This is a genomic window from Cupriavidus sp. HPC(L), assembly GCF_000307735.3.
In the GTDB taxonomy this organism is placed as follows: domain Bacteria; phylum Pseudomonadota; class Gammaproteobacteria; order Burkholderiales; family Burkholderiaceae; genus Cupriavidus.
In genome coordinates this window covers 24115-45863 of sequence record NZ_AMPR02000466.1, presented here as the reverse complement: position 1 = coordinate 45863, position 21749 = coordinate 24115, and the positions used below count along the sequence as shown (strand labels likewise).

Genomic DNA, 21749 nt, shown 5'->3' with positions numbered 1-21749 from the left:
GTATAGGCAGGCGGCAGGCAATCGATGCTTACCCGGCGCTGCCGCTGAGCCGCCTGCGCGTCGCCGCGGCGATGTCTCGCGTCCACGGCTCGGCGGCCCAGCGGCGCTCGGCGAACGCCTCGATCTGCTGCCGATACGCCAGCGACAGTCCGATGATGTCGAGCCCTTGCAGGAACATCTGGCGATGGCGACCTGCCAGCGTAAAGCCCGCATCGAATCCATCGGCGCGCACTCGCATCGCATCGATATCGATGCTCACGGGACCGCCGTCGCTGCCTTCGGCAATCTCCATCAGCGCGGCGACCTGCTCCGGCGGCAGCATCACCAGCAGCAGCCGGTTGTTCATCGCGTTCGAATAGAAGATCTCGCCGAAGCTGGGCGCCATCACGGCGCGGATGCCGTACTGCTGCAACCCCCAGACCGCGTGCTCGCGGCTCGAGCCGCATCCGAAGTTGGAGCCGCCGATCAGGATCGAGGTGCCAGCGTATTCGGGGCGGTTCAGCACGAATTGCGTACGCGGCTGGCCCTGCGCATCGAAGCGCAGGTCGTACAGCAGGCCCTGCGCAAGCCCGGATTTATCGATGCCGCGCAGGAACTGCTTCGGCATGATCTGATCGGTGTCCAGGTTCTCGATGCGGATCGCCGCGGCCTTGCCGTCGATGCGAAGCGGTTCAGTCATGGTGGCGCCCCAGTGCGCGTACGTCGGTGATGCGGCCGGTCACGGCGGCGGCGGCCGCCATTGCCGGACTCATCAGATGCGTGATCGCCCCCCTGCCCTGCCGGCCTTCGAAATTGCGGTTGGTGGTCGACGCGCAACGCACGCCTTCCTCGAGCACATCGTCGTTCATCGCCAGGCACATCGAACAGCCCGGCTGCCGCCATTCGAAGCCGGCCTCCATCAGCAGCGCGGCAATGCCCTCGGCCTCGGCCTGTGCCTTGACCGCGCCCGAGCCGGGCACCACCATTGCGCGCACACCGTCGGCCACGCGGCGGCCGCGCACGACTTGCGCGACCGCACGCAGATCCTCGATGCGGGCATTGGTGCAGGAACCGATGAACACGTGCTGGATCGGCGTGCCGGCGATCGGGGCGCGCGGTTCCAGGCGCGTATAGGCCAGGGCCTGTTCGGTGCTGCGGCGTGCGGGACCTTCGGGCTGCTCGATCGGATCGGGAATGCGTCCGCCCACCGGCACCACCTGGTCGGGGCTGGTGCCCCAGGTGACATGCGGGGCGACGTCGCTGGCATCGAAGCGGTGCTCGGCGTCGAACACCGCGCCGGCATCGGTTCGCAGCGCGCCCCAGGCGTCCAGCGCCTGCGGCCGCAATGCTTCGTCGATATCCGGCGCGCGTTGCAGCACGTAGTCGATCGCCGTCGCGTCGGGTGCGATCAGCGCGCCACGCGCGCCGGCCTCGACCGCCATATTGCACAGCGTGAAGCGCGCCTCGACGCTGAGCGCTTCGATCGCGCTGCCGCAGAACTCGACCACATAGCCGCGCGCACCCTGGGCACCGATCCGGCCGATGATCATCAACACCAGATCCTTGGCCGTGGTGCCTGCCGGCAGTGTGCCGTCAACGCGGATCCGCATGTCCTTCGCCAGCCGGTAGACCAGCGTCTGCGTGGCCAGCACGTGCTCGACCTCCGAGGTGCCGATGCCGAAGCCCAGCGCACCCAGCGCGCCATAGGTGGTGGTATGGCTGTCGCCGCAGATCACCACCATGCCGGGCCGGATCATGCCGTGCTCGGGCGCCACCACGTGCTCGATGCCCTGCAGCCGGTCGTTGGTATCGAACAGCGGAATTCCGTGCCGGTCGCAATTGGCCTTCAGGTTGCTCGCCTGCAACGCCGACGCGGGATCGGCGATCACGCGGATCCCGCCGGGCTGGGTCGTCGGATGCGTCGGGATGATATGGCTGACGACGGCGACGTTCTGCCCCGGCATCAACACCGGCCGGCCCTGCTCGTGCAGGCCGGCGAAGGCCTGCGGGCTGGTGTATTCGTTCATCAGATGCAGATCGCAGAACAGCAGGACGTTGTCGTCGTCCAGCCTGACGACCGTGTGCGATTCGACCAGCTTGCGATAGAGCGTGCGGGGGGTCATGCAGCGTTCCAAATGAGGCGATATGTCATGCGGCGATGTTCGGCGGCGTGTGGCACGGGCAGGGTTGCGGGCAATGTTCGTGGCTTATTCCGCCGAAATGCCGCGCTCCTTGATCAGCTTTGCCCACAGCGGCATTTCCTTGGCCAGACGGGCGCGGGCCTGCTCCGGTGTGGTCGGCATCGGATCGAAGCCCTCCCGCACCATGCGGGCCTTCAGCGCCGGCGCGTTCAACGCGGTATTGAGCGCGGCGTTCAGCTTGGCAACCACCGGCTGCGGCGTGCCCGCCGGCGCGAACACCATGAACCAGGTTTCGAAGGCATAGCCGGGCAGCCCGGCCTCGGCAATAGTCGGCACATCGGGCATCAGTGCCGAACGCTTCGGCCCCGTCACACCGATCGCGCGCAACTTGCCGGCCTGCACCTGCTGCTGCGCGGCCGACAGCACCGGGAAGCTCATGTTGACCTGCCCGGCGATGGTGTCCATCAGCGCCGGACCGCCGCCGCGGTACGGGATGTGTTCGATCGGTACGTTTGCCACGCTCTTGAACAGCTCCGCCGCCATATGGAAGGTGCTGCCCGGGCCCGCCGATCCGTAGGTGTACTTGCCGGGCTCCGCCTTAAGCATCGCCAGCAGCCCCTTCAAATCCTTGGCCGGCAGCTGGTTGTTGACCACCAGCACGTGCTGCGAACTGGCCACCATGCCGATCGGCGCCAGATCCTTCTGCGTGTCGTACGGCATCTTCGCGAACAGCGAGGGATTAATCGCCAGCGACACGGTCTGCAGGCCGATCGTGTAGCCGTCGCCGGCCGCCTTGGCCACCGCGTCGACGCCGATATTGCCGCCGGCGCCGCCCTTGTTCTCGATGACGATCGTGCCGCCAAGCGCCTTGGCCCATTCGTCGGCGACCAGCCGCGCCGCGATATCGGCGCTGCCGCCCGGGGCATACGGCACCACCAGCTTGATCGGCCGCTCGGGATAGTTCTGCGCATACGCGCCCGCGGCGCCGACCGTGCTACCGAAAGCCAGCGTCAGGCCGGCGCAAAGCCATTGCAGTTTCATCGTTGTCTCCATCCACTCGGGGTCGGTGGGTATTGGTTTAGTTATGGGTTTGGTTATGGGTTTCGTTATTGGTCTTGTTGTGGAAGGCATCGTATCATTGATGAAAACCAGCATAATTTCCGGTCGGGTCATGCTTGATTAACTAGAATTCATGAATCGGCATTTCCGCTCGCCGCAACAAACAGACCTTCCATGGACGGTTTTTCCGATCTCGCCTTCTTCGCCACCGTCAACAAGTACGGCAGCCTGGCCGCCGCCGCGCAACAGCTCGGCGTCACGCCGCCCGCGGTCAGCAAGCGCCTGGCCGCGCTCGAACGCCGCCTGGGGGTGCGCCTGCTGCAACGAACCACACGGCGGCTCAGCCTGACTCCGGAGGGCGAGACCTATCTGGTCGAAGGCGCGAGGGTATTGGCCGAATTGGAGGCGCTGGAGCGCACCGTGGCGGGCAGCGGCGCGACGCCGCACGGCCTGCTGCGGATCAGCGCCACGCTCGGCTTCGGCCGGCGGTATATCGCGCCGGCGCTGTCGGCGTTCGCGCGGCTGCATCCGCGCGTCGAGGTGCAGCTGCACCTGAGCGATCGCCCGGTCAATCTGGTCGAACAGGGTTTCGATGCGTCGATTCGCTTCGGCGAGTTGCCGGACGCGCGGCTGACCGCCCGGCTGCTGGCCAACAATCGCCGCCTGCTGTGCGCCACGCCCGGCTATTTGAAGTCGGCCGGCACACCGGCCACGCCGCAGGATCTGACACGGCATCAGTGCATCTTCATTCGCGAGAGCGACGAGACCTTCGGCACCTGGCATCTGCGCAGCGGCGCGCGGCAGGAGACCGTCAAGGTGCGCGGTCCGCTGAGCACCAACGATGGCGAGTCGGCGCTGGGTTGGGCGCGCGAAGGGCACGGCATCCTGGTCCGTTCGGAATGGGACGTGGCACCGCTACTGCGCAGCGGCGAGCTGCGGCCGGTGCTGAAGGAGTGGAGCCTGCCGAACGCCGATATCTACATCGTGTTCCCGACGCGCAGCCATCTGTCGGCGAAGACCCGCGCGCTGGTCGACTTCCTGCTGCAACGCTTCGCTGCGCATCGGCGTGTCGACAGCGGCGCGCAGCACAACGGCTGGTGATCGTGACAGCGGTGCGCCGACGCGCTTACTCGCGGTATGGGTGCAGCGGCGCGGCCACGGCCTCCAGCGGCTTGCGTTCGGCATCGACCGCGTATCGCCACGCCAGCAGCCCGGCGACGATCACCAGCGCCGCGCCGATCGCATAGCCGATCGCCACCGCTTCGCGGCTGCCGGTCTCGACCAGCATGCCGAACAGCGCCGGGGCGGCAAACCCGCCGGCGCCGGTGCCGATCGCAAAGAAGATCGAGATGGCCAGCGCGCGGATTTCCAGCGGGAAGACTTCGCTGACGGTCAGATAGGCCGAACTCGCCGCCGCCGACGCCAGAAAGAACACGGCCGACCAGCACAGCGCCAGGCCGCGCGCATCGACCCAGCCCTGCACGAAGGCCCAGCCGGTCAGCGCGAGCCCCACGCCGGACAGGCAATAAGTCAGGCCGATCATCCTGCGCCGGCCCACCTGGTCGAACAGCGGCCCCAGGATCAATGGACCCAGCACGTTGCCCAGCGCGAACGGGAACAGATAGAGGGCCACGCGCCCATCGGGCACGGCATAGAAGCGCGTCAGCACCAGCGCATAGGTGAAGAAGATCGCGTTGTAGAAGAAGGCTTGCGAGATCATCAGCGCCAGCGCCACGACCGTGCGTCTGCGATAGCAATGCAGCATCACGTGCGCGACCTCGCGCCATGGCGTCGCCTGGCCCGCGGTGCGCGGCATTTTCCTCAGCACGGTATCGTCGCGAACGGTATGCGGGGAATGACCGTAGACCTCGGCCTCGATCCGCTCGATGATGCGCAGCGCCTCCTCCGGCCGGCCGTGCGTCAGCAGCCAGCGCGGGCTCTCCGGCACATCGCGCCGCACCAGCAGAATCGCGATGGCAAGGATCGCACCCAGCGCGAAGCCCGCGCGCCAGCCCAGTTCGGGGCCGAGCACCCGCGGGTCCAGCAGCACCAGACTGAGCCCCGCGCCGAGCGCGGCGCCCAGCCAGAAGCTGCCGTTGATCGCCAGGCTGACGCGGCCGCGCACACGCGCCGGCACCAGTTCGTCGATCGCGGAATTGATCGCCGCGTACTCGCCGCCGATACCCAGACCCGTGACGAAGCGGCATAGCGCAAAGACCGCGAAATTCGGCGAAAAGGCGGTCGCCAGCGTCGCGCCCATATAGACCGCCAGCGTCAGCAGAAACAGCCGCTTGCGGCCAAGGCGATCGGTCAGGCGGCCGAAGACCAGCGCACCGAGCACGGCGCCGGCGATATAGATCGAACCCGACCAGCCGAATTGCGAGGCCGACAAGCCCAACGTATCGGGCCGCTGCAACACGCCGCCGAGCGATCCGACCAGCGTCACCTCGAGGCCGTCGAGCACCCATGCCACACCGAGCGCGATCACCACGCGCCAGTGCCAGCGGGACCAGGGCAAGCCATCGAGCCGCTCAGGCAAGGCCGCCGCCGGCGCGATCGAGCGGGCCTGCGCGGGTGCCGTCATCACGCCTTTCCGTCGGACTTGCCGGATTTGCCGGATTTGGCCGCCTTCGCGCCCTTGCCCTTGCCGGCCGGCTTGGCATTCGCCTTGCCGCGCGGCTTGTCGCCCTCCCTGTCCTCGAGATGGCCCGGCAATCCGCGTGCCTTGCTGCTGCGTGCCAGCTTGACCGCATGCGCGAGCGCCAGCGCGAAACCCGAAACCGTGTCGAGCCGCCCATCGATATGACGGCGAAAGAAATCGGCCCAGCGGAAATCCGGATACGCCTGCTTGACCTTGTCGTAGCCGCCGGCCAATTGCGCGTAGGCCTCCAGACTGCGGTACGGATCGTCGCGCATCTCGGCCAGCGAATGCGGCAGCGCCGCCAGTCCCTGCCGTTCGCCGTATTGATCGTACGGATGCACCAGATGCCGCGCCTCCATCTCCAGCCAGAAGCGATCCGGCGGCAGCGCGCTCCAGTTGTGCTTGATCACCGCCGGCACGCTTTCGATGCCGAGCTCGTACCAGGCGCGCGCCCAGTGGTGGTGGTCGATCACGTAGAACGCCGGCCCCGGCCCGATCACGACATGGATGCGATGCCGCTCCATCAGCTCGATCTGCTTGCGGCCCTGATGGCGCAGGGTCACGTCCATCTTGCTCTGTACGTGATACAGGCCGACCGTCATCTGCGTCGGCCGCAATTGCCGGACCGGCAGCGTGACACGGGCGCCCTTGCGCCAGATTTCGCCGGTGAGCGCCTCCGCCGGCGGCGCCGATATGACACCGCCCGCCGTCGTCTTATCGTCAACCGGATCCAAAGATTCGCGCAGCCGGGCGGGCTCGCCAATGCGTTTCATTGCCTTGCCCCCCTTGTGACCGTCTTGCCGTGGGTTCATGCGGGCCTTTGGTGGTTTGTTGATGCCCCGGGCGGGGCAAGAAGCATGCCGTAGCGGGATGCGTTTTACGCCGCCAATCCTTTGCCGGGTACGCGACGCGTTTGTAAAAGCTGCAATATCCGGTTGCCGGAACTGCCCGACGTCGCGTCTATTTCACTTCCACACCTGGACCCATTTCTCGAACTCGCTCGGACGCAATCGGAACCGTGCAATGCTGCCGAGATGCAGGGTCATCAATTGCGTTTCGACGACCTCGACAAAACGGGAGCGATCCTGCTCCGCCAGCCGCTCTGCACGGCTTCGGATAAACGACACGGCCTGGACCTTGGTCATTGCCATGCGTACCACCTCGGCCACGGTCTCGCCAATCTGGATTCGATATCGCATGCGGAAAGGGTCCGGCTCGCCGACCGACTGCCGGACAGCGGAATAGCGCGCGCACGAGCGCTGGTAGGCCCATACAAATACGTCGCGCAGCAACTCGACGCGATTCAATTCATAGACGGCCAGCATGGCGCTGATGTAGACCTGCTGCGGGACATCGACGAAAGAAAGCGGACAGAGGTTGTGCTTGATCAGCGGAATATTCGCGGCCAACCGCGAGACGCGTTTATTGACGTCCTCGAACGGCTGCAGATAGGGCAAATGGACCATCGCAAAAAATGCCTGCTCGAACGGGTCGTCGATCGCAGCGGCCGTCTCCAGCACGCACTGGAAGCACTCTGCTATCCGCTGTGGCCCGTCCAACGGCGTGAACGACGTTTGCCCGATGCCGACCGCGATGGTGCGAAGGCGCCCGCTGGCAGCAGGGTCCGGCAGCAGATTTTCGGAAAGCAGCGCGTGCAGGTTCTGAATCGTATAGCTGTTGAACTGAATTTCCTCCGCGCTGGCCAACAGGAATTCGATGGCCTCCTTGTGGTTCAGGATCATCTGCGCTTCGATTGCGCCCTTGCCTTCCGCGGCTTCGCCGACGGACAGCAGATGCTCGGTCTCCAGCAAGGAATACGTATTGCCCTCCAGGCGGCTGGAATTCCACGACAGGTCGATCAGCAGGCGGCTCGCGATCTGGCGTGCGTATGTCCCGGCAGGCTCGTGCGAGCCCACCACGCTTCCCTGCGACCTCAACTCCGTGCGTATGGTCTCGGGGAGATAGAAGGTCCGGTTGGGGCGATAGGCGTCGAGAAACGCGCGGTTGTATCGCGCCGCAGGGCGCCGGCCCAATGGCTGGAGGACATAGGCTTGAATCGATTCGGCCTCTGCCGTCAAGGGCACGCGGATTTCGCCGCGTCCTGTCAGTCCGAGTTCCAGTTTGACGTTGCCCGCCGCGGTGACCATCGTCGCCGCGCGATACCGAGTCGCGCGACCGGCACGCTCGCGGCGCAGGTATCCTTGCGCGATCAGGTCGTTCAGCCATCGCTGAACAGTGCGACGTGTGGCCACGCCATGCAGGCCGGCATCGATCTGCTCGATTCTGATGCCTTCCGGGTGGTGTGATACAAGGTCAAGCAAGACCTCGTATTGCTTGTTGGCATGGGTTTTTGGCATCACTTCAACGCCCGCCTGATGTCGCGATTTGGAGAATTGCGACATCACCAGCGTCACCAATGTCGCGAAAGCCGATTATCACGACATCGCCCATGTCGCGCAACAGCGTCTCTGCTGAACCTGGCTACGCGCAAGAGCATTCCCGCGGCACGATCCGACATGAAGTTGCAACGTATCCTCCCCCTCCACACACTCCTTTCCGAAGTCCGCGCCTGCCGAGCCTGCGAACCGGACCTGCCGCTCGGTGCCCGTCCCGTCCTGCAAGCCTCACCGCAATCGCGCATCCTGATCGTCGGCCAGGCCCCCGGGATCAAGGTCCACGAGACCGGCATCCCGTGGAACGACGCCAGCGGCAAGCGGCTGCGCGAATGGCTCGGGGTCGATGCCGACACGTTCTACGACCCGACCCGATTCGCCATCGTGCCGATGGGCTTCTGCTATCCCGGCCGCGCCGCGAGCGGGGACAAGCCGCCGCGGCCGGAATGCGCGCCGTTGTGGATGGACCGGATTCTGGCCAGGCTGAAGAACATCGAACTGACGTTGCTGGTCGGCCTGCACGCGCAGCGGTATTTCCTCGGCGCGGCGAACAAGGCATCGTTGACCGAAACGGTCAGGGACTGGGCGGAATATGGTCCGGGCGTCGTGCCGTTACCGCACCCGTCGCCGCGCAACGTCGCGTGGTTTCAACGCAATGGCTGGTTTGGCGAGGCAGTATTGCCGGCGTTGAAGGCGGAGGTCGGTCGGGTGCTGGCCGGAGTTCGATAAAGCGGGATCAATACTCGGGGCTGGACAGCCTTCGAATGGTGAGCGCCGCCCTCTGTTCAATCAGTCGAACGATTCTTGCCACGACGTCCGACCCGCCGAAAATATCCGCCCTTTCAGCTAGCAAGCGCATGGCGACCACAGGCAATTGTTCCGCCATCTGAACCACTGCCCTTAGAGATGGCGGCACTGCCAGTCCGCCATCTTGTGCGAGCCGTTCCCAATGTTGGACGTAGAGCTCCGTGAATTTGTACTTGCCGCCCAGTTTCATCGCCATCTTCGGTGTCAGATCCGAATAGATTGCGGTGGACAACGTGTCGTAAAGCGGCGCCAGCTCTGGCCCGCTGCTGCGGTACAACAGCGAAAAATTCTTCGCATGGGCGTCGTGATTGCCTATCAACGCATGAAATACGGTATAGCGAAACAGGCGGAGTACAGCCGGAGCAAAGGGACGGACGACACGGCGAAGTAATGCAAAGCATTGCGCCATATCAGGACCACCTTCATTCTGATATTTGGATTCCGGTACCACACCCAGCGCCTGGCAAAAATCTTCCTGGTGCATCCGATGAATCTGCCCAGAGCCGTCCCGGAGGCGGTCATAGCGCTCGACAAGCAGATAGCGCCGTGCACCCACCATGCTGATCCGCGCGGGCGCCACTGCCAAGCCCATCGCTTCCGCCAGCGCCATGCAGAAGCCCTCATTGCTTACGCTGTCCTCGATTCCCTCGATAGCCGGCTTCAGGATGTGTGTGCTTGGCGCCCCGCCTAAAGGCAAGCCTATGCGCTGACCGTCGACTATCACGGGAAGCTTGTCTTGTACACCGGCCAACGACAACCTCAAATCGTCCTTGCCGACAAGCATGGGGCGGCGCGGCAGCTCATCGAGCAGCGCAGCCAATTCGTCGTCATCCAACCACTGCACCGAACCTTGATGCTGCGATGGCAACGGTTGGCCGGGCTCGACGAATGTCACGGCACCGGCGCACTCACCACCGATGTGGTCGAGCAAGGCAAAGTCGTTCTGGACCGACACGTGAACCTGTTGTGCGATCAGCCTGCGCAGTCGTCCCTCGGGCAGCAGACCAGCGAAGAAGGCCCGGGCAGCAAAATCGTCGAACGGCTCTTCTTGCAGCGGCAAGGAGCAAGACAGAGCGAGCGCATCGGGTCGTTGCAACCAATCGGTGGAGTAGGCAAAGCGCAAACGGCCGTGCGACAACGACAAGGTGCCGACCCGACTGCGCTGCAGCCATACCTCCAATTCACGCGTCATCATGGTGTTCTTCAGTGTTCAAGCCTTGGAGTACCAATCGCCCTCCCACCGCGTCGATCACGCGCAATAACGTATCGAGCCTCAGTGTGGGCTTGCCGGCTTCGGCCTCGACGATAAAACGAAGGCCGCATCCGGCAGCCATCGCCAATTCTGACTGTGTCAAATGCAGACGTTTTCGAGCGGCGCGCAAGGCCGGCCCGAGGTCTGACGCGGAGCGGATCAGTGTCATGCGGTTTTCCCGTTCGGGATATAAGACGCCGTCACGAAAGTATAGGCAATGAAATTTCCCGATCGGGAAATTTGAGGCTCCCAAACATTGTAATCGGACAGATTTATCCCGTTCGGGAAAATTCGCCCTACGGCCGCCGGCGCACCAGCTTGCTTCCGCTCCCCGCCCCCAACACCCTGCGCAATGCCGCCTCAAACCTCGGATCGAGGACGGCGCCCACGTTGAACCGTGCCCATTGCGATCGCGCTTCGGGATCGACCCGGAACACGCGGCCCGGGGCGATCATGACCTTTTGCGCCAACAGGACTTCGGCGAGCGCAAGGGAGTCCGGCACCTGCGGAAATGCTGCCCACAGGTACAGGGTCTGCGGCGGCCGCACCCATACGTCGGCGCCGAGGCGATCGAACAGGACCAATGCCTGCTCGGTGGCATCCGCGAGCCGCGCGCGCAATTTGGCGAGATAGCGCTGGTAGTGGCCTTCGCTGAGGATCACGTCGACGGTGCGCTCGCAGTATTCCGAGCTGCTGACATGGATCAGCGCCTTCAGGTCGGCGAGGTCGCTGGCGAGCGCATCGTTGCAGGCGATATAGCCGACCCGCAACGCCGCCGAAAAGGACTTCGAGAAGCTGCCGATATAGATGGTCCGTTGCAGCTGGTCCAGTGCGGACAGCCGCGGCAGCGTGGTCGGCTTGAAGTCGGCCAGCGCGTCGTTCTCGACCACCAGCAGATTGAAGCGCTCGGCCAGCTGCAGCAGGCGATAGGCCTTGGCCGCGGAAATGTCCGAGCCAGTGGGGTTGTGGCCGACCGATTGCGTGAAGAACAGCCGCGGCCGCTCGCGGGTCAGGATCTGTTCGAGCGCCTCGATGTCGGGCCCATCCGCGAGCCGCGGCACGCCGACGATGCGGGCACCGGCGAGCTTCAGCTTCCCGAACAGCGGGTAGTAGCCGGGATCGTCGACCAGCACCGTGCCGCCGGCCGGCACGAAATAGCGGATCACCAGGTCCAGCGCCTCGTTGGCGCCGTGGGTCAGCACGATCTGCCTTGCCTGCGCGCCGATGCCGACATCGCCAAGCTTGCGCACCAGATGGTCGCGCAGCGGGCCGAAGCCGAAGCGGTTGCCGTAGCGGAACAGCGCGCCCAGGCCGGTGCGCACGACCTTGTGGTGATACCGGTCCAGCCGCGCCTCGGCCAGCCAGGACACCGGCGGAAAGCCGTCGCCGACGGCCAGCACGTCGGGCCGGCTCTTCAACTGTTCGCGCATCAGCCAGACGATGTCCATCGCGCGGCCGAGCGTGCCGGCATCCTCCTCCGGCGCGGGCCTGGGTGCCACCTCGCGCACGAAGAAGCCGGAACCACGCCGCGGCTCGACCAGCCCGCGCGCGACCAGCAGCTCGAAGGCGGCGACGATGGTGTTCTTGCTGTAGCCATGCAACTGCGCCAGTTCGCGCAGCGACGGCAGGCGATCGCCGGTGCGATACGCGCCCTCCGCGATCTGGCGCGCGATCGACTCGGCCAGCGTGGCGGCGAGCGAGGGAGATCTGCGGGCGGTGCCGGGAGCGGTGGAGGTCATCGAAGGGGCGTAAAAACCAGGCGAGAGGTCACTGTCCCCGCAAACTGTACCCCTATTGACTGGTACAGTCACCCTAGACTGTCTCCATTCCATACCAGAGAACCACAGAACGGAGACCTCGATGCTCGCTTCCCTGCCCTCGTCCGACGCCAACGTCGCCGAGCCCCGCCGCAAACCCGTGGACTCCCGCCTGCCGCGCTTTCGCGAGATGACGCCGGCCCAGCGTCTGGCCGCCATTGCCGATGCAGCCGGTCTCGACGAAGACGAGCACGCGCTGCTGGCCGAGCCGGGCGCGTTGGGTGCGGTCCGTGCCGACGGCATGATCGAAAACGTGATTGGTACCTTCGAGCTGCCTTTCGGCGTGGCCGGCTATTTCCAGATCAATGGCAAGGATGTGCTGGTGCCGATGGCGGTCGAGGAGCCGTCCGTCGTCGCCGCGGCCTCGTATATGGCCAAGCTGGCGCGCGGCTGCGGCGGTTTCGAGACCTCGAGCTCCGGCCCGCTGATGCGCGCGCAGGTGCAGGTGGTTGGTGTCGCCGATCCCTATGGCGCGCGGCAGGCGCTGCTGCGCCATCGCGACGAGATCCTCGCCGTGGCCAACGCGCGCGACAAGGTGCTGATCGGACTGGGCGGCGGCTGCCGCGACATCGAGGTCCATGTGTTTCCCGACACGCCGCGCGGCGCGATGGTGGTGATGCATCTGATCGTCGACGTGCGCGACGCGATGGGGGCCAATACCGTCAACACGATGGCCGAGGCGGTATCGCCGGTGGTCGAGCGCATCACCGGCGCGCCGGTCCGGCTGCGTATCCTGTCCAACCTTGCCGACCTGCGGCTCGCGCGCGCACGCGTGCGTCTGACGCCCGAAGCGCTGGCCACCGGCGAGCGCAGCGGCGAGGCGATCATCGAAGGCGTGCTCGACGCGTACACCTTCGCGGCGATCGACCCGTACCGCGCGGCGACACACAACAAGGGCATCATGAACGGCATCGATCCGGTCATCGTCGCCACCGGCAACGACTGGCGCGCGGTCGAGGCCGGCGCGCATGCCTATGCCTGCCGCGCAGGCCGTTACACGTCGCTGACCCATTGGGAGAAGGACGCCAGCGGCGCGCTGGTCGGCACCATCGAATTGCCGATGCCGGTGGGACTGGTGGGCGGCGCGACCAAGACCCATCCGCTGGCGCGGCTCGCGCTGAAGATTCTCGGCGTGCAAAGCGCGCAGGAACTCGGCGAAATCGCCGCTGCCGTCGGACTGGCGCAGAATCTCGGCGCCTTGCGTGCGCTGGCGACCGAGGGGATCCAGCGCGGCCATATGGCGCTGCACGCCCGCAATATCGCGCTGGTCGCCGGCGCCGTCGGTCTGGAGGTCGAGCAGGTGGCGCGGAAGATGGCCGAGGAAAAGGACGTGCGGACCGACCGCGCGATTGAACTGCTGGCGCAGTTGCGGCGGGGATAAGGACACCAGGCTGCAAAGGCTGCCCTCTCCCCAGCCCTCTCCCGCAAGCGGGAGAGGGAGCAGGCCAACAGCGTGCGCAAGGCCGAGGTGTTCTTCCCTCTCCCGCTTGCGGGAGAGGGGTGGGGGAGAGGGCAAGCGCCCCGCGCCACCCCCACGCTCGCCACACCAACAAAAAGCGCCCGACAAATGCGAGGCGCCACACAGGAGACAACGATGCCAACTGAAACAAAGCCCGCCGGCAGCCCGCTGGTCGAAGTCTGGGGCGACACCGCCAACCCGCGCCATCTCGCCTGCGCGATCGTCATCGGCGGCGCGCTGAGCCTTGCCGCGTTCGCCATCGCGAGCCGCATCCTGACCGAACTGGTCCGCACGCCCGAGCTCGCACGCGCCTATGCGATGCTCGCCGGGCTGGCCGGCTGCGTGCTGGCCGGCTTCATTTGCGCCTGCCTGTTCAAGCCGAAGCGCGTGGTGACCGAGGATATCTCCGCCACGGGCAGTGTGACCGCCGGTGCCGCTCGCGAGCAGGCGCTCGACCGCCTTGCCGAAGAATCCGGTGGGCTGGGAACCATGGCCGACCTCCCCGCCGCCACGGTGCAGGAACTGCGCGAACTGCAGCTCTACGAATTGTTCGCCGCCCGCGAGCGCGGTGCGACGGCCGCAGCAAGCCAAGCCGAAGCCGCGATACCGGACGCCGCTGCACCGGTGCGCCCCAACGCCGCCTGACCCGCCACCGCCTGGAGCGCATCATGATCGAATCCACTCCTCTGCTGACGCAGATCCTCGTCGCGCTGGGCATGGGCCTGGCCGGCGCCATCGTGTTCGCGGCCATCGGCCTCGTGTCCGGCACCGACGAGACCACCACGCTGGCGCCACTGACGCTGCTTGTCGTGCTGCTCGGCGTGCCGCCGGCCGGCGTGTTCACCTTCTTCCTGGCCGGCGCGGTCGCCAAGCACATGACGCACGCGGTGCCGACTGCCTTGCTTGGCATCCCCGGCGACACCATGGCCACGCCGCTGATGCAGGATGCCAACCATCTGCGCAATCTCGGCGTGCCGCATATCGCGCTGCGCAAGATGATTTCCGGCGCAATCGTTGCTGCTTTCTGCGCGGTACCGCTGGCGGTGCTGTTCGCCGTGCTGCTGGCACCGTTCGGCGCCACCATCACCAAGGCCGCGCCGTGGATCTTCGTGGCCGCCGCGCTGGTGATCGCCTACGCCTCCCCGGGCCGCTGGGCCTCGGTAGCAACGCTGGTGCCCTTCGTCGTGGTGATCGTCGCGCTGCAGACCTTGACCGCGAAATTCGGCGTCAAGCTGAGCATCAGCTATTTCCTCGGCATCGCCATCGGTCCGCTGATCGCGGACCTGTTCTCGACGCTATCGCCGGTCGACCGTCCACGCATGCAGCGCAAGGAAGCACGCACCTTTACGCTGGCGCCGGACGTCAAGGGTTGGGGCGGCTATTTCCCGAATCCCCTGAAGGTGATGGACGGCACCCAGACCCGCTGGACCGTGGCGACCGCGGCGATCTCGAGCGCGACCTTCGTGTTCAGCCCGGTCGCGATGACGGTGGTGCTGGGCGAGCTCGTCGGCTCGCGCATCAAGCACGCCTATCACCGGCTGACCACGGTGCTCAGCGCCCGCAATGGCGTTACCGAAGCGACCTATATCGCCGAGGCATTGATTCCGCTGATCGCCTTCGGCCTGCCGCTGAGCCCGGTGGCTGCCGGCCCGGCCGCACCGCTGTTCAACGCCCCGCCCGTGTTCACCGTCGATGCGGCCAATGGCCAGACCCACAACCTGCATAACCTACTGAACCACTGGGAATTCCTCGGCTACGGCCTGCTTGCGGTGCTGCTGGCGGCGATCGTGTCGTATCCGTTCGCAATGAACTACGCGCGCCGCGCCGCGCTGTTCGTGTCGCGCCGCATCTCGCACGAAGCCATCGTCGCGACGTTCGTCGGGCTGATCCTGGTGATCAGCGTGTGGGAAGGCCAGCTGCTCGGCCTGCTGGTGATCCTGACGCTGGGTTCGATCGGCGGGCTGCTGTCGCGCGTGCTGGGCTTCAACACGGGTGTGCAGTTCATGGGGTATTACACGGCGGTGCTGACGGTGCCGGCGCTGATCAAGCTGGCGGGATAACCGTCGCGGTTCGACGGTTCGGCGGTTCGCCAGCCTTGAAAGCCGGCGAACCGCTCTTCATTCGCCTTCCCAATAGTCCAGGCTTCCCTCCGGCCGGCCCATATAGGCAAACCCATTGCCTTGATCGAGCACGCCGAATTTTCCCGAGTCGGGATAGTGGCAAAGCTCCGGTGCGGCCATCGTGCTGACGGCCAGCACTTTCAATTCCTGCGCGCCGGTATTGATAATCTGATGCGCGGTTTCCGGACCACCCGCCGGGCAGGAAATCACGTCGCCGGCGCGGCTTGGATGGCGGGCCGCGCCGATGCGTACTTCACCCGTGCCTTCGACGATAAAGAACATTTCCTCGTTGGCTCGATGGCTGTGGAAGGGAAACACGCGCTTTCCGGGCTCGATCACCGTCAGGTTGTAGCCGAGCTTCTGCGCGCCAAGCATGCGGCCGATCGGCGCCATCCGGCCGCCGTAGCGCTCGGCGGGCAGTTCTGAGCCGTATTGGCGGGACAGGTCGGCGAAGTCCAGGTATTGGGCGTCGGCGATGTTGAGGATGGGATGCGGCATGGTTTGGATCGTCGATATCGGTTTGCGGGGGCTTGAAGTCTAGTTCATTGCGTCTGCGGGCTTCCTTCCGCAGGGCACTCGCACATACGACCGGAGATACTTATTGGTCACTCAAAGATCAACCGATTCCCAATGTTTATCGGTATCATTCCCAAATTTCCCCAACGTCAATCCCAATTTTCGTCAAGCTCGCTCCCAAATTTCCGTTGCGTGGCCGCCACTCGTTCACTACCATCGCTCCATGGCCGACGCTCCATCCCTATACCCGAGGTTGCTCCAGCCCCGCCTGGCAGAGGCCATGACGGATACCCCCGTGGTCCTCGTGGCCGGCCCACGGCAGGCTGGGAAAACCACCTTGGTTCGTCATATCGCAACAGAGGGGATGCGCTACCTGACATTGGATGACGAACTCACGCTGCTCGCTGCCAAGGAAGATCCGAGCGGATTGATCCGAAGCCTTGACCGCGCCGTCATCGACGAAATCCAGCGCGCCCCTGAACTGCTACTGGCGATCAAGAAAACGGTCGACGAGGACCGCCGACCCGGTCGATTCCTTTTGACTGGTTCTGCGAACCTGATGGCGTTGCCCAACGTGGCGGATTCGCTGGCAGGCCGGATGGAAACCCTGACGTTGTTACCCCTATCGCAAAGCGAAATACGGGGCGGCACGGGCAACTGGATCGATTATGCGTTTGGGGGCGGGTTCCTCTCCGCCGCCGACGCCACCACAGGGGAGCACCTCGTGGAGGCCGTTTTGCGCGGTGGGTATCCCCAAGCGATCTCCCGTACGACCGCGCGGCGCAGGACGGCGTGGGCCAGACAATATGTCGATGCCATCCTGCAACGCGATGTCAGGGACGTCGCAGAGATTGCAAAACTAGACCTGCTTCCTCGATTTCTACGTGCGCTGGCCCAGGTTTCAGGACAAGTCTGCAATTACAGCCAGATCGGCGCTCAAGTCGGACTCGACAATAAAACAGTCTCTCGCTACATCGGTGTATTCGAGCAGTTGTATCTGCTGCGCAGGGTCGACGTTTGGGCACGGAATCGGCTGAACCGGGTTATCAAGACTCCAAAGCTTCAGTTCATCGATTCGGGACTATTGTCGATGCTGTGCGGTCTGTCTGACGCGGCGATACAGCGGGATCGGTGTCGATACGGAAATGTAGTGGAGACTTTCGTATTCAGTGAGCTGCTCAAACATGCAGCGACCGCAGAAACGGATTGCCAGCTCCTGTACTACCGAGACCACGCACAATTTGAGGTCGATTTCGTCATCGAAAATTCGGCCGGTGAGTTGGTGGCGGTCGAAGTGAAAGCCGCTGCAACGGTAAAGGAAAGCGATCTACGTGGATTGAAGCGGCTAGCCGGTCTTGCGGGCGATCAGCTCAGGCTCGGTGTCGTGCTCTACGACGGCGTCGAAACGTTGCCGTTGGGGGAGCGCTTGTGGGCAGCGCCCCTCTCGACATTGTGGGGACGGCCGTAAAGCGCCACCGGCCCATTCGCCCCGCAGCGAGATGTCAGCTGCAGGCCGGGCTTTCGTCTCCCTCGACCAAAGGCACACTTACGACGCGCCCCCAATGCCAATCAGAACCGCCACCGCAGCCCCGCCGAAGCGGTGTGATCGCGGTTGCCGTCGCCGAACTGGCCCGCGTAGCGCAAGCTGAAGGTCGCCGTGCGCGACAGCGCCAGATCGGCCCGCAACTCCGCCACTCCCGCATTGCGTGCAATCGGCGCACCCGTGACGGTAAAGCTCTGGCTACCGGCGAAGGCCAGCGTCGTCGTCGGCAGCACATCGCCGAACGCGTGTCGCCAGCCGGCGCCGGCGTGCACCGCGCCTTCGACATTGCCGATCTGGAAACGGGTGCTCGTACGCAAGCCCACGGTCGTCATCGTCAGCGTGTTGCTGTCGCCGGGGCTGTGCAGCGCGGCCGATCCGCCGGTCTCGCCGAATCCCCGCGTGCGGGTGTCGCTCCATGCCACGCCAGCATAGGGTTCGATCCGCGTGGTGCGCGACAGCGGCAGCGCATAGCCAAGCTCGGTGAATACCTGGGCGGTGCTGGCCGCATAGCTGGCGCTCAATGCCTGCACGTTGGTGCCGACCGTGGCCTGCCGATCGGTGTCGACGTCGTGCCAGCTGTATGCGGTTCCCAGCAGCAGGTTCAGCTTGCCGCCGCCCACATCGAACGCGCGCCCGCCGTATAGCGTGCCGCTGAACGAATCGGTGATCGCTCGGGACGCACGATCCGATACGCGCAGCGTGCTGTTGGCATAGCCGAATGCGCCGCCGACGCGCCAACCTGCGCCCACGTCGCCATCGGCGCCGACATGGAAACCGCCCGTCTGCTGCCGCACGCGCGCGCCGTTGCCATCGCCATTTAGCGTCTGCCAGTTGCCGACCACGTCTACCCACATCGGCTGCACGGCGGATATCGGCAGCGCCGCAGCGGGCAGCGGCCCGCCGACCTGCGCGATCAAGGCGCCTGGCATCAGCCCGGCCGACAGGCTATCCCGCAGATGGCTCAGCGGCACGCTTCGCGCCGCGCCGGCCAGCGTGATCAGGCCCGTGGCGGTGCTCGCATGGGCTTCGCCGGACAGGCTGTCGAATACCGCCGGCGGCGCGCCTTGCGGCAGCGTCAGCACCGCTTCGTGCAGCGCATTGCTGTCAGGCAGGCTGTCGAGCGCATTGGCCACGGCGATCTGGTTGCCGGTGATTGCCGCGTCGGCAAAACGGATCGGCCTCGTGGGACCGGGCTGTCCCGGCTGTCCCGGTTGCACGGGCGGCTGCGGTTGCACGGGCGGCTCCGGTTGAACGGGCGGCTGGGGCTGCTCCGGCGGTTGCGGGTCGACCGGGACCTGCTTGCGCGTCAGTTGCAGCGTGACTGCGGTGGGGCCATACGTCAGCGTCGGATCGAGAAACGCATAGTTCGATGCAACCGAGCCGAAGCTGCCCCGCAGTGAGCCCGCCGTCAGGATCGTATAGCTGCGCGTGGACGCAAAACTGCCCTCGGGACCGATATGGACAACGGCACCGCCCAGTGTCGCGGCGCCCGTCACCGCGATACGGTCGCTGGCAGACGAATCGGGATCGGCTTCGACCAGATATGTCGATCCGGCATCCAGCCGCAGATCGCCGTCGACCGTCAACGTACCGATCGAATTGCCCGGCGCAATGGTGCCCCCGTTGGCGACCACCGTGCTGCCAACCGTCCCGAACCCGCCCAGCGTGGCGCCGGCATTCACATTGACCGGACCGGCCACGCGCGCCCCAGCATGCGCGGCATCTCCGACCACCAGCTTGCCGCCATTGACCTCGGTCGCGCCGGTGTAGGTGTTCGTGCCATTGAGCAACAGCGTGCCGGTGCCGATCTTGGTCAGGCCACCGCCGGTGCCTCCGCCTGCGCCACCATCTTCGATGGTGCCGGATACCTCGGTGGATCGGTTGTCGCCACCGACCGTGAGGCGGTTCCGCCCGAGCAGGAAACGGCCTGAGCCCTCGATCGACGCTGCGGTCAGTTGCCGGTCGAAAGCAGGGCCGTACGTGCCCGAGAAGTCGACCCTGCCCGAGCCGTTGGCAATCAGCGTCGCATTGGCGGGCGTACTCCAACCCCAGAACTCGGTCAGGCTGCCGTCATTGGTGACGACGCGGCTGTTCCCCGCAGTCGACCCTTCCTGAAACGACATGGTGCCGCCGCTGTTAATGATGGTGGCATCCGCGGCGCTACTGTTGCGGTTCAGGTAGGTGAGGCCACCGAGGTTCTCGACCGTTGCCTGCCCGAGCGAAGTGTTGTCATACATCAGGATCGCACCGCCGGCATTGCGAATGACGCGATTGCCCGCGTCGAACCCCTGCATCAGAGACAGCGTCCCGCCGTTCACGATAATCGTTCCGGTACCGAGCGCATTGCCGGTCGATTCCAGCGCGCCGCCGTTGACGACGGTGCCGCCGGCATAGGTGTTGGCGCCGGTCAGCGCCAGCGTGCCGCCACCGGTCTTCGTCAGCTGACCAGCCCCGGAAATCGTTCCGTTGTGCGTCAATGTAGTGCCCGGGTCGACGGAGAAGGTACCGCCGCTGCTGCCGATCGAAGTAGCGCGCGCGGTCGTCAGCGACGCTGTCGTGCGCAGCGCTCCTCCATCCAGCATCAGGTTGCCAGCGCTCGCACCGAGATTGGCGTCGCTCGCAATGCTCAGCGTGCCATCGAGGATTCTCCATGGCGTGGTGCGGGACGTGCTGCCGGCCAGCGTCCAGGTCGACGTACCGGTCTTCTCGAATTGCGAGAAGCCGTTGTAGCTGGTGCCGATTTGCGAGACGTCGAACGACTGATCGGCGCTGCCACCCAGCGCCAGCACATTGTTGGCACCGAACACGGCAACTCTGCCGTTGATTACGCTGGTGCTCCACAGTTCGAGCCGATTGGTACCCGAGTTCAGAAAGATCGCGTATTCGCGGCCCAGCCGCCCCATGCCACCGGAGATTTCCCCGCTGTTGACGATGCTGACGTTGCTGCCGGTAATCGCGATGCCGCCGCGCCCCGCCTGTCCCTGAGCGCCGGTTTGGGCGCCGACGATCGCGCCGGCGCCCCCGGTGCCGCCATCCCCACCGCGAAGCGTCCCGGCGTTGACAATGACGCCACCGCCCGACAGTTCGACCGCATTCCCGCCGTCGCCGCCGTTCCCGCCGCTGGACGGCCCATCGAAGGAGCCCGGATCCATATCGGCGCCTTTTCCGCCCGCACCGCCACTGCCGCCAGACACAGACGCTTGACGCTCGATTTGCATGCGAACGAATCCGCTCGCCGAAATGCCGCTGCCTCCGCCGCCGCCATTGCCGCCACCGCGGATCGTGACGCCAGGCTGCCCTTGAAAGCCACCGCCTTCGCCACCCGCGCCGCCATCGCCGCCCACGATGTTGACCTGGTCCCTGACCAGAATGCCGTGATCGCCCGAATGCTGGATTGCGATGCCGCCGGCCCCACCGCCGCCGCCGCCGCCGGTGTAGTAAACGACGCCGCCCGAGATATAGCCGCCGCCCTTGCCGCCGTTGCCGCCCGCTCCTCCCCGCAGCCAGCTGACGGGCCCCGTGGGGAAAACGGTAAGGTCGCCGCCGGAGACGATCCCGGCGGCACCGCCACCGCCACCGCCGCCCCCATCGCCCAAATACACCCCGACGTCACTGGTAATGTGGCCGCTCATACCCCAGCCGCCATTGGGACTCAGCGCCGTACCGGCACTGCCGCCGGCCGGGACAACCCAGTCGTTGGCATGTTCCTCCGACAGGCCGCCGTGGCCACCCGCCTGGCCTTGCCCGCCGCCACCACCACCCGTGCCGGGGCTGTTGTCGGCGACACCATTGCCGCCGGGCCCCGTCATACCGCCCAGGCCGCCCGGTATCGGAATCGAATTAGAGTATGAGCTTCCCTCTCCTCCGCTCCCGCCAACGGCAAGAGCCCAGGCCGCCGACGGCGCGAGCATTTGAATGGATACGGCGAGCGCAATCGCGTGCCGACGCGGGCAAGCCGCGTCGCTGACCGGTATTGTCTGCATTGTTCTTCTTTATTGTTTGCCACGGCGAATACCGTGGCC

17 protein-coding genes are annotated in these 21749 nt (G+C 65.5%); 6 read left to right on the top strand and 11 right to left on the bottom strand.

Going from position 1 to position 21749, the window contains the following annotated elements; genetic code table 11:
- Positions 1–28 precede the first annotated feature (28 nt).
- From leuD to B551_RS24270, 3 genes are all read right to left on the bottom strand, one after another.
- Entirely contained in the window at positions 29–679 is a 651-nt protein-coding gene (gene leuD / locus B551_RS24280) for a 3-isopropylmalate dehydratase small subunit (protein WP_006575971.1), read from the bottom strand.
- Complete coding sequence (leuC, locus tag B551_RS24275) at positions 672–2102, bottom strand: 3-isopropylmalate dehydratase large subunit (RefSeq protein ID WP_006575972.1); 1431 nt, start codon at positions 2100–2102, stop codon at positions 672–674. The genes leuD and leuC overlap by 8 nt, the downstream gene beginning before the upstream one ends.
- Positions 2103–2186: 84 nt before the next feature.
- The gene (locus B551_RS24270; RefSeq protein WP_006575973.1) at positions 2187–3161 is read right to left on the bottom strand and encodes a tripartite tricarboxylate transporter substrate binding protein; all 975 of its coding nucleotides are present in this window, start codon (positions 3159–3161) and stop codon (positions 2187–2189) included.
- A gap of 192 nt (positions 3162–3353) precedes the next feature.
- Here B551_RS24270 and B551_RS24265 point away from each other — a divergent pair, with 192 nt between their 5' ends.
- On the top strand, positions 3354–4280 hold the full coding sequence (locus B551_RS24265; RefSeq protein ID WP_006575974.1) for a LysR family transcriptional regulator: 927 nt from the start codon (positions 3354–3356) through the stop codon (positions 4278–4280).
- Positions 4281–4305: 25 nt separating this feature from the next.
- On the opposite strand, the gene B551_RS24260 is transcribed toward B551_RS24265, so the two are convergent.
- The 3 genes from B551_RS24260 to B551_RS24250 form a co-directional block, all read right to left on the bottom strand.
- Positions 4306–5763, bottom strand: coding sequence for an MFS transporter (locus B551_RS24260; RefSeq protein WP_006575975.1), 1458 nt, complete (start codon positions 5761–5763; stop codon positions 4306–4308).
- On the bottom strand, positions 5763–6632 hold the full coding sequence (locus B551_RS24255) for a ParB/Srx family N-terminal domain-containing protein (protein ID WP_253281418.1): 870 nt from the start codon (positions 6630–6632) through the stop codon (positions 5763–5765). Before B551_RS24255 ends, B551_RS24260 begins: the two co-directional genes overlap by 1 nt.
- Positions 6633–6785: 153 nt before the next feature.
- The gene (locus B551_RS24250; RefSeq protein ID WP_253281417.1) at positions 6786–8234 is read right to left on the bottom strand and encodes a Fic family protein; all 1449 of its coding nucleotides are present in this window, start codon (positions 8232–8234) and stop codon (positions 6786–6788) included.
- A 102-nt stretch (positions 8235–8336) separates the two neighbouring features.
- Here B551_RS24250 and B551_RS24245 point away from each other — a divergent pair, with 102 nt between their 5' ends.
- Entirely contained in the window at positions 8337–8942 is a 606-nt protein-coding gene (locus tag B551_RS24245; RefSeq protein WP_006575978.1) for a uracil-DNA glycosylase family protein, read from the top strand.
- A 7-nt stretch (positions 8943–8949) separates the two neighbouring features.
- Here the strand turns inward: B551_RS24245 and B551_RS24240 are convergent, their stop codons facing one another.
- From B551_RS24240 to B551_RS24235, 3 genes are all read right to left on the bottom strand, one after another.
- Positions 8950–10215: a type II toxin-antitoxin system HipA family toxin gene (locus tag B551_RS24240; RefSeq protein WP_006575979.1), complete on the bottom strand. Its 1266-nt coding sequence runs from the start codon at positions 10213–10215 to the stop codon at positions 8950–8952.
- Positions 10202–10441, bottom strand: a complete 240-nt coding sequence (locus B551_RS25905; protein ID WP_006575980.1) for a type II toxin-antitoxin system Y4mF family antitoxin — start codon at positions 10439–10441, stop codon at positions 10202–10204. The genes B551_RS24240 and B551_RS25905 overlap by 14 nt, the downstream gene beginning before the upstream one ends.
- Before the next feature lie 127 nt (positions 10442–10568).
- Complete coding sequence (locus B551_RS24235; RefSeq protein ID WP_006575981.1) at positions 10569–12011, bottom strand: PLP-dependent aminotransferase family protein; 1443 nt, start codon at positions 12009–12011, stop codon at positions 10569–10571.
- Positions 12012–12132: 121 nt separating this feature from the next.
- On the opposite strand from B551_RS24235, the gene B551_RS24230 reads away from it, so the two are divergent.
- From B551_RS24230 to B551_RS24220, 3 genes are all read left to right on the top strand, one after another.
- Positions 12133–13470 carry a hydroxymethylglutaryl-CoA reductase, degradative gene (locus B551_RS24230; protein WP_006575982.1) on the top strand — a complete coding sequence of 446 codons (1338 nt, stop codon included), beginning with the start codon at positions 12133–12135 and terminating at the stop codon, positions 13468–13470.
- A 213-nt stretch (positions 13471–13683) separates the two neighbouring features.
- Complete coding sequence (locus B551_RS24225; protein ID WP_006575983.1) at positions 13684–14193, top strand: hypothetical protein; 510 nt, start codon at positions 13684–13686, stop codon at positions 14191–14193.
- A 23-nt stretch (positions 14194–14216) separates the two neighbouring features.
- Positions 14217–15608 (top strand): tripartite tricarboxylate transporter permease, encoded by a 1392-nt coding sequence (locus B551_RS24220; protein ID WP_006575984.1) that lies wholly within the window; start codon positions 14217–14219, stop codon positions 15606–15608.
- A 57-nt stretch (positions 15609–15665) separates the two neighbouring features.
- On the opposite strand, the gene B551_RS24215 is transcribed toward B551_RS24220, so the two are convergent.
- Positions 15666–16166: a cupin domain-containing protein gene (locus B551_RS24215; RefSeq protein WP_006575985.1), complete on the bottom strand. Its 501-nt coding sequence runs from the start codon at positions 16164–16166 to the stop codon at positions 15666–15668.
- Between the two features lie 298 nt (positions 16167–16464).
- Here B551_RS24215 and B551_RS24210 point away from each other — a divergent pair, with 298 nt between their 5' ends.
- Positions 16465–17652 carry an ATP-binding protein gene (locus B551_RS24210; RefSeq protein ID WP_216599714.1) on the top strand — a complete coding sequence of 396 codons (1188 nt, stop codon included), beginning with the start codon at positions 16465–16467 and terminating at the stop codon, positions 17650–17652.
- Between the two features lie 101 nt (positions 17653–17753).
- On the opposite strand, the gene B551_RS25295 is transcribed toward B551_RS24210, so the two are convergent.
- A complete protein-coding gene (locus B551_RS25295; RefSeq protein ID WP_023265187.1) occupies positions 17754–21536 on the bottom strand; it encodes an autotransporter domain-containing protein in 3783 nt (1260 codons plus the stop codon).
- Positions 21537–21749: the final 213 nt, after the last annotated feature.